At 34.4% G+C, this 16,231-nt stretch carries 15 protein-coding genes; 10 read left to right on the forward strand and 5 right to left on the reverse strand.

Features of this window, described 5'->3' with window-relative positions:
- Nucleotides 1-33 precede the first annotated feature (33 nt).
- Nucleotides 34-2,811: a 2-oxoglutarate dehydrogenase E1 component gene (locus GWR14_RS11330; protein WP_163409139.1), complete on the reverse strand. Its 2,778-nt coding sequence runs from the start codon at nt 2,809-2,811 to the stop codon at nt 34-36.
- 118 nt (nt 2,812-2,929) lie between these two features.
- Here GWR14_RS11330 and GWR14_RS11335 point away from each other — a divergent pair, with 118 nt between their 5' ends.
- On the forward strand, nt 2,930-3,484 hold the full coding sequence (locus GWR14_RS11335) for a hypothetical protein (protein WP_163409140.1): 555 nt from the start codon (nt 2,930-2,932) through the stop codon (nt 3,482-3,484).
- 60 nt (nt 3,485-3,544) lie between these two features.
- On the forward strand, nt 3,545-4,120 hold the full coding sequence (locus GWR14_RS11340; RefSeq protein ID WP_163409141.1) for a hypothetical protein: 576 nt from the start codon (nt 3,545-3,547) through the stop codon (nt 4,118-4,120).
- Between the two features lies 1 nt (nt 4,121).
- On the opposite strand, the gene GWR14_RS11345 is transcribed toward GWR14_RS11340, so the two are convergent.
- The 3 genes from GWR14_RS11345 to GWR14_RS11355 form a co-directional block, all read right to left on the reverse strand.
- Nucleotides 4,122-4,475 (reverse strand): hypothetical protein, encoded by a 354-nt coding sequence (locus tag GWR14_RS11345; protein ID WP_163409142.1) that lies wholly within the window; start codon nt 4,473-4,475, stop codon nt 4,122-4,124.
- 65 nt (nt 4,476-4,540) lie between these two features.
- On the reverse strand, nt 4,541-5,287 hold the full coding sequence (locus GWR14_RS11350) for a hypothetical protein (RefSeq protein WP_163409143.1): 747 nt from the start codon (nt 5,285-5,287) through the stop codon (nt 4,541-4,543).
- A gap of 12 nt (nt 5,288-5,299) precedes the next feature.
- Entirely contained in the window at nt 5,300-6,274 is a 975-nt protein-coding gene (locus GWR14_RS11355) for a polyprenyl synthetase family protein (RefSeq protein WP_163409144.1), read from the reverse strand.
- Nucleotides 6,275-6,535: 261 nt separating this feature from the next.
- On the opposite strand from GWR14_RS11355, the gene GWR14_RS11360 reads away from it, so the two are divergent.
- From GWR14_RS11360 to GWR14_RS11395, 8 genes are all read left to right on the forward strand, one after another.
- Complete coding sequence (locus GWR14_RS11360) at nt 6,536-7,057, forward strand: YceI family protein (protein WP_163409145.1); 522 nt, start codon at nt 6,536-6,538, stop codon at nt 7,055-7,057.
- Between the two features lie 106 nt (nt 7,058-7,163).
- A complete protein-coding gene (locus GWR14_RS11365; protein ID WP_163409146.1) occupies nt 7,164-7,763 on the forward strand; it encodes a TetR/AcrR family transcriptional regulator in 600 nt (199 codons plus the stop codon).
- Between the two features lie 19 nt (nt 7,764-7,782).
- Nucleotides 7,783-9,117 carry a TolC family protein gene (locus tag GWR14_RS11370; RefSeq protein ID WP_163409147.1) on the forward strand — a complete coding sequence of 445 codons (1,335 nt, stop codon included), beginning with the start codon at nt 7,783-7,785 and terminating at the stop codon, nt 9,115-9,117.
- 8 nt (nt 9,118-9,125) lie between these two features.
- Entirely contained in the window at nt 9,126-10,193 is a 1,068-nt protein-coding gene (locus GWR14_RS11375) for an efflux RND transporter periplasmic adaptor subunit (protein WP_163409148.1), read from the forward strand.
- Between the two features lie 92 nt (nt 10,194-10,285).
- Nucleotides 10,286-13,462 carry an efflux RND transporter permease subunit gene (locus GWR14_RS11380; RefSeq protein WP_163409149.1) on the forward strand — a complete coding sequence of 1,059 codons (3,177 nt, stop codon included), beginning with the start codon at nt 10,286-10,288 and terminating at the stop codon, nt 13,460-13,462.
- 161 nt (nt 13,463-13,623) lie between these two features.
- On the forward strand, nt 13,624-13,956 hold the full coding sequence (locus tag GWR14_RS11385) for a hypothetical protein (RefSeq protein WP_163409150.1): 333 nt from the start codon (nt 13,624-13,626) through the stop codon (nt 13,954-13,956).
- Between the two features lie 3 nt (nt 13,957-13,959).
- Complete coding sequence (locus GWR14_RS11390) at nt 13,960-14,262, forward strand: hypothetical protein (protein ID WP_163409151.1); 303 nt, start codon at nt 13,960-13,962, stop codon at nt 14,260-14,262.
- Nucleotides 14,263-14,265: 3 nt separating this feature from the next.
- Nucleotides 14,266-15,813: a PepSY-associated TM helix domain-containing protein gene (locus tag GWR14_RS11395; RefSeq protein ID WP_163409152.1), complete on the forward strand. Its 1,548-nt coding sequence runs from the start codon at nt 14,266-14,268 to the stop codon at nt 15,811-15,813.
- A 67-nt stretch (nt 15,814-15,880) separates the two neighbouring features.
- On the opposite strand, the gene GWR14_RS11400 is transcribed toward GWR14_RS11395, so the two are convergent.
- A complete protein-coding gene (locus GWR14_RS11400) occupies nt 15,881-16,228 on the reverse strand; it encodes a toxin-antitoxin system YwqK family antitoxin (RefSeq protein WP_163409153.1) in 348 nt (115 codons plus the stop codon).
- Nucleotides 16,229-16,231: the final 3 nt, after the last annotated feature.

Here is a 16,231-nt window from a genome sequence, read left to right on the forward strand (position 1 = left end):
CTCAAACTTTAAACTTGAAACAATTATTTTTAATTATCTGAATAAATTTTTATCGAATACCATTCTGATTGCATCTGCATGACGACGTTTTGCACGTGTGTAGCTTCCTGCAGCCGGAGCAGAATATGCTTTTAATGAAGCTAATCTCCATTTTACAAGATCAAAGTTCATTAACATAAAACTGTAAGCTCCCATGTTTTTAGGCTCTTCCTGTGCCCAAACATAATCATCTGCTTTTGGGTATTTTGCAATGATTTCTTTGATTTGCTCAGCAGGGAAAGGGAATAATTGCTCAATACGAACAATTGCAACGTCTTTTCTTCCGTTGTTTTCTCTTTCGGCAGCAATATCATAGTAGAATTTACCTGTACAGAAAACCAAAGTTTTTACGTCTTTTTTGTTTACTGTAGTATCGTCGATAGTTTCCTGGAAGCTTCCGTTTGCTAATTCATCTACAGAAGACACACATCTTGGATCACGCAATAAACTTTTTGGAGAGAAAACTACTAAAGGTTTACGGAAATTCGTTTTCATTTGTCTTCTTAACAAGTGGAAGAAGTTCGCTGGCGTTGTACAATCTGCGACATACATATTATGCCTTGCACAAAGCTGTAAATAACGTTCCATTCTTGCTGAAGAGTGCTCAGCCCCCTGACCTTCATATCCGTGAGGTAATAATAAAACAATACCGTTTTGGTTGTTCCATTTATCTTCACCACAAGAAATGTACTGGTCAATCATAATTTGAGCTCCATTAGAGAAATCCCCGAATTGTGCTTCCCAAATTGTTAGAGATTTCGGGTTTGCCAAAGCATAACCGTAATCAAATCCTAAAACTCCATATTCTGATAAAAGTGAATTGAATACGCCAAAGTTTCCTTTTTTGTTTTCGATGCTGTTCAATAAAATTACTTCTTCTTCAGAATCTTCCACTTTAACCACAGCATGACGGTGTGAGAAAGTACCACGCTCCACATCCTGACCGGAAATTCTAACATCAAATCCTTCAGTTAAAAGAGAACCATAAGCCAAAGCCTCTGCTGTCCCCCAGTCAAGAGTATTATTATCGTAACCAACTTTTCTGTCAGATACAATTTTATTGATTTTATTAATGAATTTTTTATCCGAAGGTAAAGTAGAAATGGTATTGATAATAGAATCCAGTCCTTCTTTAGCGAAAGTAGTATCTACTTTTTTCAACATTACATCATCAGAAACCTGCTCGAATCCTTTCCACTCATTTTGCATGAATGGTGTAATGATTGTCAATGCTTTTTTACGGGACGCTTCTAAGTTTTCCTCTAAATCTGTTTTGTATTCCTTCTCAAGACCGTTTACATAAGATGCATCAATTACACCTTCAGACAATAATTTCTCTGCATAAATGTCTCTTGGATTTTTATGTTTTGCAATGATTTTATATAAAACCGGCTGTGTAAAACGAGGCTCATCACCTTCATTGTGACCGTATTTTCTGTACCCTAATAAATCGATAAATACGTCACGTCCAAACTGCATTCTGTAGTCTAATGCAAAAGATACTGCATGTACAACAGCTTCAGCATCATCAGCATTTACGTGTAATACTGGTGAAAGTGTCACTTTTGCAACGTCTGTACAATAAGTTGATGAACGGGCGTCTAAATAGTTTGTTGTAAATCCAACCTGATTGTTGATTACGATATGAATGGTACCTCCGGTTTTGTAACCGTCTAATTGTGCCATCTGAATGATTTCATAAAGTAACCCTTGTCCTGCGATTGCAGCATCTCCGTGAACGGCGATTGGTAATACTTTTGAGAAATCGTTAGGGAAATATTTATCCTGTTTTGCTCTTGTAATTCCTTCAATTACTGCTCCAACCGTTTCTAAGTGCGAAGGGTTTGGTGCCAAATTGATATTGATGCTTTTTCCTGATCTTGTTTTTTTGTCGGCAGTAAGACCTAAGTGGTATTTTACGTCTCCGTCAAAATATTCCTGATCGTAATCTTTACCGTCGAATTCGCTAAAGATATCCTGAGTTGATTTTCCGAAGATGTTTGCTAAAACGTTCAGACGTCCACGGTGTGCCATTCCCATTACGAACTGCTCAACACCTTTTTCTGCTGCCTGCTCGATCAAAGCATCAAGAGCCGGGATGATAGATTCTCCACCTTCTAATGAAAATCGCTTTTGACCTACATATTTAGTATGCAAAAAGTTTTCGAAAGAAACAGCTTCATTTAATTTAGTAAGGATAGTTTGTTTTTCTTCTTTAGAAAAATCAGGCTGATTGTTATTTACACCCAATTTGTCCTGAATCCATTTTACAACACCAGGGTTTCTGATGTACATATATTCAACACCAATATGCTGACAGTAAATTGCTTTAAGACGGGTAATGATATCCTGCAAAGTACAAGGAGGAACCCCGATAACCTGAGCAGCATCAAAAACTGTGGAAAGATCAGCAGTTGTTAATCCGAAGTTTTCAATATCCAAAGTTGGCGATGACGTTCTGCGATCACGAACCGGGTTTGTTTTAGTAAACAAATGACCACGTGTACGGTAGCCATCAATTAATTTTAAAACGTTAAATTCTTTTTGTAATTTTTCAGAAACTTTACTGTAATCTGTGTTGTCGTTAGTAGTTACATACTCAACGATTGTTTGCACAGGATTTTCATCATTATAAGTTGTTTGTCCAAAGTCAAAGCCCTGAAAAAAACTTCTCCAGCTTGGCTCAACGCTGTCTGGGTTAACTAAATATTGATCGTATAATTGTGCAAAAAACTCGGTATGCGCTGCATTTAAAAATGAAAACCTATCCATAATATTTGAGTGAATATACTTTTTGTTATATAGAACGGCAAAAGTACAACAATCGATATTATTTAAATGATTTTTTTACGTACTTTTACGTAAAAATTTGTTAAAAATAGCCTAAACTATGAAGAAAATGCATCTTTCAATCGTTTTCAAATCAATTTTTGTGATTTTGACACTCTTATTCTCAAATTCAACTATTGCACAACAACAAAACTACACTATTGACCAAAGTCCTAACTTTTGGGATAAGGTTCAGTTTGGTGGTGGATTGGGGCTTGGATTTGGTTCCGGTTATACCGATATTTCGGTCATGCCGAGTGCTATTTATAATGTGAACGAAATTGTTTCGGTTGGTGTTGGCTTGCAGTTTGGCTATCTGTCATCAAAAAACCAATATGAATCTTTTGTTTATGGAGGAAGCCTTATTGGACTTGTAAATCCAATTCCTCAAGTTCAATTATCTGCCGAACTGGAGCAGGTAAGAGTAAACAGAGATTTTGATGAAACACCTCTCTACCCATCTTATTCAGATAATTTTTGGAATACGGCCTTATATCTGGGAGCGGGCTACCGAACCGGAAACGTTACTATTGGGGCACGATATGATGTACTGTTTGACGAAGATAAAAGTTTGTACGGCTCTGGTTTTATGCCTTTTGTGAGGGTGTATTTTTAGTTTTTGAAGGCGCTAAGGTTCTGAGATACTAAGTTTCTAAGTTATTTAAAACGTGAAGATTTGAAAAAATACATCTTTATAATTACAGCTATAATCATTTCAAGTTGTAATAATTCTAAAAAGACGGATTCTGAAAACCAAAAAACAGTCAAAAAAGAATTAAGACCTTTTTTTGATTCGGATGAAATTGAACATTATTATTTAAATTTTTCTGATGATGATTTTTCTAAACTTATAAGAAAAGATAATAAAACTGAAAAAGAACTTGAATTCAGTGATTTATTTGTTGGGCATTATCCAGATAATATTCCAGAAGATTTTGAGAAAATTTTACTGAAACACAATTATAAAAAGTCAAAATTAAACATTAAGCAACAGAAAAACATTGAATCTGTATTTAGTGAAAAAGACTTACCAATTCCTGACGCAGCTGCATGTATTGCAGAATATAGGGATATTTTTATTTTTAAAAAGAGGGAAAAAATAATTGGCATTTCGAAAATTTGCTTTAAATGCAATCGATTCCAGATTATAGGAAGTAAAATAGATGTAAGTATATTTGGTTTTCCCGATGAATTAGATAAATTAAAAAAAATCGTAAGACCTGAAAATTATAGTATTCTGATAACTGAATAACTTACTTATAAAAATTCCGAAACCAAACCTTCTGCCATTCTCTCTTCAAAATCAAAAAAGAAACCTGTTCTGCGAGAATTACCAAATCTGATCCGTCAAGCTGTTTGATTTCGTTTTCAGGAACATCAATTATATAAAGTAGATTGAGGTATTCAGCAAATTTGTACTGAATCATTCTGTAAATTTTTTCGTGAAGCTGAATTTTTAATTCTTCAGGATTAATGCTCAGCGGAAAATCGATTCCTTCATTTGCCAGATTAAAATCTTTATTGAGCTGTTCGATTAATTTAACATACAAAGAATCTTTTTGAGCTTCTTCGAACAACAAATCGGTATTTAAGGGAGAAACATACATATTTTTAATTTCAAGATTCAATGGCAATGACAAAAATCAAACTCAATTTCAATTTCAAAAATCAACTAATTCAAATCAAACTCTTTAGTTGTTGTTTTTGATTTCCAATAATCTACAATTTTAGATAAGAGGACATCGCCGCCTGCATAGAAAAACACAGCACCCATTGGCGGATTGGCAGCCGGTATCAACCCGAAAGTTTTTGGCACCCATTTCCAGCATTCAAAATACGTTCCGGCAAGCTCAATAAATATAACACAAAGAGCGATGAAATAATACAAATTCTGCCATTTTTTTCTCTCTAAAACCCAAAAAAAAAGCAATCCGAAAATCAGCGAAAAAACATCTTTCAGAAGGATTCCGACAGATAAAAATAATAAAGCGAATCCTGCTGCAAAATATTTTCTTAGAACCGTATCATTTTTAACAGCCCAATCCGTATGCGCAAAAACATACCCTGAAGCATACACAATCGCATGACCAAAAGGAACATAGAGCGGAATATCGGTTGTCCTGTAATTGTACATTCCGAGCAAGGTGCAAAAAAGTACTTCTCCTATATAAGACAAAAAAACCATTACAAACATGAGCTTCCTTAAATAAGAACCTGAAACCCAAAAGAAGAAAGAAAAATAAAGTATCGCTAAAACATTTGTAATTTGCCGACCGTCAAAATAATAGTTACTAAACGGAACGCTGTCAATTCCTAAGGCAAAAAATGTAAAAAAAGGAAAACATACCGCAAAAATCAACTGTTTGCTGGCATTGCTATTTTTATCAGTAAAGAAAAAAGCATTTACTATGGCATCCATAATTTTTGAATATTAAACCTTTCTGCCCATTAGATTTTCACCAAAAGTCTTCAGGATATTTTTCTTTTCTGCGTTGATATCCATTTTTTCAAGTGTTTCAAAAGCCTTAAAAGTGTACATTTCGATAGCCTCCTGAGTTGATTTTGAAGCTCCTGATTCGTTAAAAATCGCTTTGGCATTTTCTATTTTATCTGTGTTGTCTTCCAACTGTAAGCTGAATAACTTTTGCAATTCTGCTGCTTTTTCAGGAGCAGAAAACTCAACAGCTTTTAAATACAAATAGGTTTTTTTGTTTTCGATAATATCTCCTCCAACTTGTTTTCCAAAAGTTTCAGGATCTCCAAAAGCATCCAAATAATCATCCTGAAGCTGAAAAGCCAATCCTAAATTAAGTCCGAAATCATAAATTAAATCGGCTTCTTTTTCCGAAGTTTTTGCTACAATAGCGCCCATTTTCATGGCTGCAGCAACCAAAACAGCTGTTTTGTATTCAATCATTTTCAAATATTCCGGAATCGTAACATCTGTACGGGATTCAAAATCCACATCCCATTGCTGGCCTTCACAAACTTCAAGGGCTGTTTTGCTGAAAAGTTTCGCTAAATCCCTAAAAACTTCCGGTTCGTATTGCTCAAAATATTGATATGCGAGGATAAGCATTGCATCTCCGGAAAGAATTCCGGTATTCAGGTTCCATTTTTCATGTACCGTAACTTGTCCTCTGCGTAATGGTGCATCATCCATAATATCATCATGAACCAAAGAGAAATTATGAAAAACCTCTACCGCCATTGCAGCCGGAAGTGCGGTTTTATAATCGGCATCAAAAACTTCTGCCGCCATTAAAGTTAGTACAGGACGTATCCGTTTGCCACCAAGTCCTAAAATATATTCAATAGGTTCATATAGATTTTTAGGCTCTCTGCTTATGTTCTGGCTTTTTAGATAATCAATAAAAAAATCCTGGTACTGGCTAATATCGTGCATAAAATGAATTTCTGATTTGCGAGGCTCAAAGATACAATTCAAATATGAAATATTAAGGTCTAAAATTTAAATGCTAAAAAAGGATTTAAATCCTGTCGGATTTCAAGTTTCTTTTAATTTCTTAAAATTATTCAAAAAAAACACGGAAACTTTTTTGGTATTTTGAGTTTCCTGTCTATATTTGCACACGGAAACTAAAAACACTAGAAAAGTTTCCAAAAGAATTTATGTGATTTATAAACTCACTAAAATCAAATATTTATGAGAACAACATGGACTTTAGATTCTAGCCAGTCTGATGTTTTAATAAAAATGAGACATTCGATTATCGCTTATTTAGGAGGAACCACAAATAAATTTGATGGCTATGTAAACATTGAAGACAATGAAATTGAGGATGCTTCAGTCGAATTTTCTTTAGACATAAACAATAAAAATGATAGTTTTCAGCAAATAGATTCACATCTACAGCTAAATGATTTGTTTAATGTAAACGAGCATCCGATTATCAGTTTTAAATCGACTTCTTTTCAAAAAGTGAATAATAACATCAATTTCTTTAAAGGCGATTTAACAATAAAAGATGTTACCAAAGTTGTGGAACTAGATGCAGAATTTATTGGAGTCAACACCTACAATGGTGAGAAAAAAGTAGCTTTTGAAATTAAAGGTGACATCAAACGTCAGGATTTTGGCCTTGATTATAACTCATTTAATCATAACGGAGGTTTAGCCCTTGGAAGAGATATCAAGCTTATTGCAAATTTAGAATTTAGCATATAAACACTACAAAATGAATAAGTTAATATAAAATTATTACAATAATAGGGAACTTTTTCGTTAACTTTAGTTACCCTCATTATATTCTGTAATAGAATTTAGAATTAAAATGAAAGAGAAAATTATATCAAAAGCAAGTGATTTATTTTTAAAACTCGGTTTTAAGAGCGTTACAATGGATGATATTGCAGGAGAGATGTGTATTTCAAAAAAAACGATCTACAAATATTTTTGTAATAAGGAAGTTTTAATCGAAGAAAGCACAGCAACGGTACATAAACAAGTGCATGATTTAATCGACACTATTGTGGCCAAAGATTATAATTCGATTCAGGAAAATTTTGAAATCAGGGAAATGTTTCGCGATATGTTTAAAAATAATATTGATACCTCCCCTATTTATCAGTTAAAAAAACATTATCCTGAAATCTATCAGACAGTACTAACAAAAGAAATCGATCAGTGTACTCAGTATTTTAGAGCAAATATTGAAAAAGGAATCCGTGAAGGATTTTATCGTGAAGATCTTAATGTTGATGTTTATGTGAAATTTTATTACACACTGGTTTTTCACATTAACGAAACAACGATTTCAGAAAGAGAAGCACAGAAAATGGAATTGGAAGCGTTGGAATATCATACCAGAGCAATGGCTACTGAAAAAGGAATACAGGAACTGGAAAAACAACTTAAAAAAATTACAAATTAATCGTCAATCTATAAACTATATGAAAAGAATAATTCTAATATTTTTGTGCTCCGTTGGCCTCTCAGCCAATGCACAAGTCAAGACATTAACCTTAAAAGATGCTCTTACGTATGCGCTTCAAAATAAAGCCGAAGCGAGAAAATCTAAATTAGAGGTTGAAAACAGTGAATATAAAATTCAGGAAATACGTTCAAGAGCATTACCACAAATATCTGCCAATGGTAATTTGACATACAATCCAATCATTCAGACAACTGTTATTGACGGAGCGGCATTTAATGCTCCGGGAACTACAATTCAGGCAGCATTTGGTCAGAAATGGACATCAACTGCCGGAGTTTCTTTAACTCAGGCTATATTTGATCAATCTGTTTTTACAGGATTGAGAGCGGCAAAATCTACACGTGAATTTTACCAAATAAACGATCAATTAACAGAAGAACAGGTAATTGAAAGAGTAGCTAACAATTATTACTCTGTCTATGTACAGCGTGAAAGATTAACCCTTTTAGACAGTACTTATGCTAATACGACAAAAGTTCACGATATTGTAAAAGGACAATTTGAAAACGGCTTAGCCAAAAAAATTGATCTGGATCGAATTGTTGTAAAACTATCCAATATTGATACAGACCGCCAGCAGGTTAAAAACCAAGTTGAATTACAGGAAAATTCTTTAAAATTTTATATGGGTATGCCTATAGAAACTCAAATTGAAATTCCAAAAAAAGAATTTGAAGCTGTACCTGCTGCATTGACTGAAGTCCCAAATGTAGAAAACAGAACAGAATATCTGCTTTTGAAAAAACAGGAAGAACTGTTAGTATATAATAAAAAAGCTGTTGAAGCAGGATATTATCCAACACTTTCATTAACTGCAGGCTATAACTATATTGGTCAGGGACCTGAACTTCCGTGGTTTGCAAAACCCGAAAAAGGGGTTTACTGGTCAGATTTCTCTGCAATTGGATTAAACTTACATATACCAATTTTTACAGGATTTGGAACCCGTGCTAAAGTAAGACAGGCTGATATTGAAATCAGATCGATTCAGGAGGACATGAAAGACACTAAACTTTCACTGGATCTGGACTACAGAAATGCAATGACCCAAATCAATAATAACATGGTTACTATTGAGAACCAAAGAGAAAACATGCGTTTAGCCCGTGAGATTTTAAGCAATACAAAAAACAATTATCTTCAGGGATTAGCATCTTTAACCGATTTATTAGATGCTGAAAATGCACATCAGGAAGCTCAAAACAATTTTACAAGAGCAGTTTTAAATTATAAAATTGCCGAAATATCTCTAATCAAATCAAAAGGCGAACTAAAAACTCTTATTAAATAACTGAACAAATGAAAAAAATTATTATAACAATTGTAGTCATAGTTGGAGCATTAGCACTAATTGGATTCGTATTAACTAAAAATAAGGCCGAGAACAAAGCGAAAACAGATATCGTAGCTGAGAAAAATGCTGCTGTTTCTGTTAAAGTAACTCCTGTAAAAACAGAAGTAGTTTCATTGGATTTCGTTGCTAATGGAAACTTTGCACCAACTCAGGAATTGACTTTCTCTGCTGAAAAATCCGGAAAAGTAATTAGTGTTTTGGTCAAAGAAGGAGATTATGTAAGAGTAGGTCAGACTTTACTGACCATGAGAGGTGACGTAATTAATGTAAGTGCACAACAGGCTCAGGCTGTTTATCAAAATGCAAAATCTGATTATGCGAGATATGAAAATGCTTTTAAAACAGGTGGTGTTACAAAACAACAATTAGATCAGGCAAAATTGGCTTTAACAAATGCTGAATCTAATTTAAAACAAGCAAACATTAATGTCGGTGATACAAAAGTAAAAGCGCCAATCAACGGATTTATCAACAAAAAATACGTTGAACCGGGATCTATCTTAACCGGCATGCCTGCAACTGCCTTATTTGATATCGTTAATGTTTCTAAATTAAAGCTGACTGTTACAGTAAACGAAAATCAGGTAGCCAGCTTGAAAAAAGGAGATAATATTAATGTTACAGCAAGTGTTTACCCAGATAAAACATTCCCTGGCAAAATTACTTTTATCGCTGCAAAAGCAGACGCAAGCTTAAACTTCCCTGTTGAAATTGAAATCACAAACAATTCTAACAATGACCTGAAAGCAGGTATGTACGGAACTGCAAATTTTGCTTCAAAACAACAGAAACAAAACTTAATGGTGGTACCAAGAAATGCATTTGTTGGAAGTGTGAGCAGCAACGAAATTTTTGTAGCTGAAAATGGTAAAGCTAAATTGAAAAAAGTAACTGCTGGTAGAATTTTAGGAGATCAGGTAGAAATTATCAACGGATTATCTGACGGAGAAAAAGTTATCACTACAGGTCAGATCAACTTACAAGACGGAAATACAGTAGAAATTATTAAATAATTGACCGCTTTAAGCCGTAAGCAATAAGCTTTAAGCCTTTTTATAAATGCCTAAAGCCTACAGCGTATAGCCTACAGCCTAAAACAAAATATATGAAATTAGCCGAAATATCCATAAAACGTCCGTCGCTGGTAATTGTATTGTTTACAATTCTGACACTTGGTGGATTGTTCAGCTACAGCCAACTAGGCTATGAGCTGATTCCAAAATTTGAGCAAAACGTTATTACAATTTCTACGATTTACCCAGGAGCTTCTCCAAGTGAGGTAGAAAATACAGTTACAAAGAAAATTGAGGATGCGATAGCGTCTTTAGAGAACGTAAAAAAGATTGACTCAAAGTCTTACGAGAGTTTATCTATCGTTTCGATTACGTTGACATCAAACGCAAAAGTCGACTTTTCTCTTAATGATGCACAGCGTAAAATCAACGCCATTATCAGTGATTTACCGGATGATGTTAAAACGCCGGCTCTTACCAAATTCTCACTGAGTGATTTACCAATTATGACACTTGGGGCAAATGGTAAGATGGATGAAGCAGCATTTTACGACTTAATTGACAAAAAAATAGCGCCAATTTTGTCCCGTGTACAAGGTGTAGCTCAGGTAAATATTATTGGTGGTTCTGAGCGTGAAATTCAGGTAAATCTTGATGCAGTAAAAATGCAGGGTTACGGATTGTCTGTTCCTCAGGTACAACAAAATATTCTGACTTCAAACTTAGATTTCCCAACAGGAAATATTCAGACCCGTAACCAAAAAATATTAATTCGTTTAGCAGGTAAATATAAAAATGTTGAAGAATTAAGAAATTTAGTGGTTTCTTCTCAAAATGGAATCCAAATTCGTTTAGGTGATATTGCAGATGTTCAGGATACGCAGAAAATCGCTGAAAAAATATCGCGTGTAGATCAAAAAAGTGCGATCGTTTTACAAATCGTAAAACAATCTGATGCCAATGCCGTAGCAGTAAGTGAGCAGTTATTGAAAACAATTGCAACATTAGAAAAAGATTATGAGGTAAATAAACTTAAACTGGAAGTAGCAAAAGATAGTACAATCTTTACTCTTGAAGCTGCTGACTCTGTAGTTCACGATTTATTGATTGCGGTAATTCTGGTAGCATTTGTAATGTTGTTTTTCCTTCATAGTATCAGAAACTCATTGATCGTAATGGTTTCGATTCCGGCTTCGTTGATTGCAACTTTCATCGGAATTTATTTAATGGGATATACCCTGAACTTAATGAGTTTATTAGGTTTATCTCTTGTTGTTGGTATTCTTGTAGATGATGCGATTGTGGTACTCGAGAATATTTACAGACATATGGAAATGGGTAAAAGCCGAATCCGTGCATCTTACGATGGAACAGCGGAAATTGGTGGTACAGTAACTTCTATTACCTTGGTAATTGTCGTGGTATTCTTGCCGATTGCGATGAGTTCAGGATTGGTTTCTAATATCATTACGCAATTCTGTGTTACAGTAATTATCTCAACGATGTTATCGCTTTTAGCTTCATTTACTATTATCCCATGGTTGTCATCTCGTTTTGGTAAATTAGAGCATATTGAAGGAAAGAATTTATTTGGAAGAATCATTCTTGGTTTTGAAGACTATTTAACACGTTTCACAGACTGGGTTTCTCACTTACTTACATGGTGTTTAGATCATTATATCAAGACTTTCGTCGTAGTAATTATATTGTTCTTTGCTTCTACCATTGGATTAATGGGCGGAGGTTTCATCGGAGGGGAGTTCTTTGCTTCTTCTGATAGTGGAGAGTTCTTAGTACAGATTGAAATGCCAAAAGACGCATCTTTAGAGCAAACGAACTTTATGACTCAAAAAGCCGAAGCTTTCTTAAAATCTCAGGAATATGTTCACAGCCAGATTACAACTGTAGGACAAACCTCTGAAGGTTTTGGAGCATCTCAGGCTACTGCTTACAAAGCAGAGATTGACGTAAAAATGATCGAACAAAAAGATCGTACGGATGATGCGAATGTATATGCGGCTAAAATCAAACGTAAACTTGAAAAAGTATTAGTTGGAGCAAAAGTAAAAACGGTTCCTGTTGGTATCTTAGGTACTGCTGAAGATGCTACCTTAGGATTGATCGTTACAGGTCCTTCAACAGAAGCTGCAATGGCTTTTGCGAAACAAGCTGAAGCTGAATTGAGAACTATTCCTGGAACGACAGAAATCAAATTAACGGTTGAAGACGGAAACCCTGAAATCAATGTAAAAGTGGACCGTGATAAAATGGCAGCTTTAGGATTGACACTTCAAACTGTTGGTTTAACAATGCAGACTGCTTTTAGCGGAAACACAGACGGTAAATTCAGAGCCGGAGAATACGAGTATGACATCAACATCAGATACAATGCATTCGACAGAAAAAGTATTACAGATGTAAGTAATTTAATTTTCATTAATGCAGCGGGACAACAAATTAAACTATCCCAGTTTGCCGATATTACAGAAGGTTCTGGACCTAGCCAGCTAGAGCGAAGAGATAAATCTGCTTCGGTAACTGTAAAAGGACAAAACGTTGGTGTACCATCAGGAACGATTGTTGGAATATGGCAGGAGAAGTTAGACAAACTTAAAAAACCGGCCGGAGTTAACTACATCTGGGGTGGTGATATGGAGAATCAGTCTGAAGGTTTTGGTACTTTAGGAATCGCTTTATTAGCAGCTATTATTTTGGTTTACCTTGTAATGGTGAGTTTGTATGACAGTTTCGCACACCCATTCGTAGTATTGTTTGCTATTCCGCTTTCGTTTATTGGAGCGATGTTAGCTCTTGCATTAACAAACAACTCACTTAACATCTTTACCATTTTGGGTATCATTATGTTGATTGGTCTGGTGTGTAAGAATGCGATCATGCTTGTCGATTATACCAATCAAAGAAGAGCCGCAGGAGAATCTATCAGAACAGCCTTAATTCAGGCTAACCACGCTCGTTTACGTCCGATTTTGATGACTACAATTGCAATGGTTTTCGGTATGTTCCCAATTGCATTAGCATCCGGAGCAGGAGCTGAATGGAAAAACGGTTTGGCCTGGGTAATTATTGGAGGATTAATTTCTTCTTTATTCTTAACCTTAATCGTAGTACCAGTAATTTATAATATTATGGAGAAATTAATTCAGAAATTCTCTAAAGGAGATAAAATCGATTACGAAGCTGAAATGGTTGCCGATTATGAGGCAACAGAATTAAGCGAAGACGGTTTTAACCCTAAACATACGCATTAATTAATTGTTGTTTTGATTTAAATTGAAAAGCCTGTTCAAATTAATGAACAGGCTTTTTTGATTTAATTTACTTTTTAATCTTATTTCTTATTTGGAACAAATAAAAATAATTTGTTTTGTGTTACTTCAAAAACTAAATTTGCTTCATAAAATTTCGGATTATGATAACAATAGCAAGTCTTATCGTTTTTTTAGCTTTTTACACTTTATATTACACTTCAAAAAGAGCTGTTTTATCCTATGATTTAGGTTTTGAAAAATGGATGCAGAAAAATCCAAAACAAACCAAAATCACCGGATTAGTTTTGCTCTTAACTGCATATGGTTTTTGGCTTTTTACACAATCACTGGGCTGCGGAACTCTGCTGTTTTTTATTCAGTTAATGGCCATCGGAAGCCTGATTGTTTTGCTAACACCTCTAAAAAAAATAAGCCGCTTCGCATTATTGATTCTTTTTATAATTATAGCTTCATTAGAATTTTATTACTCCTAAAATATGCCCGCAAATCCTAAATACTTAACTCAGTCTAAATGGCAACGGTTTGCCAAAATTACAGCTGCCATTCTGGGTGGTTATTTTGTTTCGGTTACCTTTCATTTGGCTTTAGCTTCGTGGTTTAACCGGGCAGATATTCTTATTACAATGGCTTTTAGCGGTTTTATCCTTTGGGTGGTGCTTATGGTAGTTGCTTTTTTAGCCAAAAACGGATGGAAAATCTGGATGGTTTACATACTTCTATCCCTAATTTTCTCTCTTTTTATATATTTAGGACAAACCTATAATCCAACTGCACAATAATCCATGAGTAATCGTAATTATAATATCTATTTTCATACGCATACTGTTAGCGGAATTGTTATCAGTGTAGTTCTTTTTGTGATTTTCTTTGCCGGTTCTTTTTCCTTTTTCAGGGATGAAATCATCAATTGGGAGAGAAATGAATCAGCCCCTATTTCACGGGAAATTGATTTAAACTATGACGCTGCCTTAAAAAAACTGGACAAAGAATATATTTTGCATGGGCGAAATATTACCATTTCTAAGCACAGCAACGAAAGAAGGGTTAACATTTATGCAGAAGGAACCAAAGATACTCTCGCTCCTGCTAAACAAAAAGAAGGAAGCTTTTTTTATTTAGATACCAAAAATTATAAAACAGCAACCTACGAAGAATCTTATTCTTTGGGAGAATTTTTATACCGACTGCATTTTTTAGCTCAAATTCCTTATCCTGCCGGATATTATCTTTCGGGTTTTATTGCGTTGTTTTTCCTGTTTGCAATAGTTACAGGCGTTTTATTACACTGGAAAAAAATTGTATCTAATTTTTATGTTTTCCGTCCAAAAGAAAAGCTTAAAACTTTATGGACAGATGCGCACACCGCATTAGGAATGATTGGCCTTCCTTTTCAGTTTGTATATGCCGTAACCGGTGCTTTTTTTATGATTAAACTTTTAATCGTTGCTCCGGCTGTAATGACACTTTACAATGGTGATCAGGATAAATTATATAAAGAACTGGAATACACAGATCCTGAATTTAAATTTGACAATAAAAAATTAGCAGTCCCTTTTAGCATCAATCAATTAGTTTCAAAAGCAAAAAGTAACTGGAAGGATTTTGAAATTACCCGAGTGATGATTCATAACTACGGTGATACCAATATGCATGTTTTAGTTGAAGGCGAATTATTAAGCACCAAAAAATTTACCGGAATCGGAAAAGTAGTTTATCGTATTGCAGACGGCAAAGAAGTTGCAAGAAAAAATCCTGAAACAGAAAACCATTATTTAGATGTTGTAAAAAATGTTTTATACCGCATTCATTTTGGTGATTATGGCGGATATGCCTTAAAAATTGTAAGCTTTGTTCTTGGAATTATAACCTGTTTTGTGATTATTTCGGGAGTAATGATTTGGTTAATCGCAAGAGATAAGAAAAACATGCCGGAAAAAAAACGTCGTTTCAACGAAGGTGTTGTCCGAATTTATTTGGCCATTTGTTTAAGTATGTATCCTGTTACGGCATTGGCTTTTATTTCGACCAAATTATTTCATCCTTTGACACAAACTAATTTATACAGCATTTATTTTATTGGATGGCTATTGCTTGCAATCTTTTTTATTATCAAAAAGAATGACGCCTTTACCAACAAATGGTGTTTGATTTCAGGAAGTATTTTAGGGTTCTTAATTCCGGTTACAAACGGAATCGTTTCCGGAAACTGGTTCTGGAGTTCATTCCTTCAAAACCGTATTCAGATTTTCTTTATTGATGTTTTCTGGATTGTCCTGGCTTCCCTCACACTTTACATCGCTTTTTCATTAAAACCAAAAGAAACAGAATAAACGATTTAGAAAACAAAAAGGAGAAAATTCAATGAATTTTCTCCTTTTTTAATTAACTGAAATCATCTTAATTTGTATGTGCGATAACTTTTTCTTCTAAGTTTTTCACCGAATTAATTTTGCTGTTTGAATAATCTACCTGACAAATATTTTTGTCGTTGAAATAAATCCATTTTCCGGTTTTCAATCCGTCTTTGTATTCTGCAATTGCTTTTTTATTTCCATTTTCGTCATAAGATACCCAAACACCGTCTAATTTACCTTCTTTAAAAAAACCTTCCTGCTGTACTTTACCATTTTCATAGTAATAAGTAGCTCTAACTTTGTTACCAACAGCTTCCAATTCAGGTTTTGTTTCTTGAGCAGCTAAAATCCCTGAGAACAATACTGCAGCTAAAATTACACACTTTTTCATATC

This window comes from Flavobacterium ajazii, assembly GCF_010614725.1.
In the GTDB taxonomy this organism is placed as follows: Bacteria; Bacteroidota; Bacteroidia; order Flavobacteriales; family Flavobacteriaceae; genus Flavobacterium; species Flavobacterium ajazii.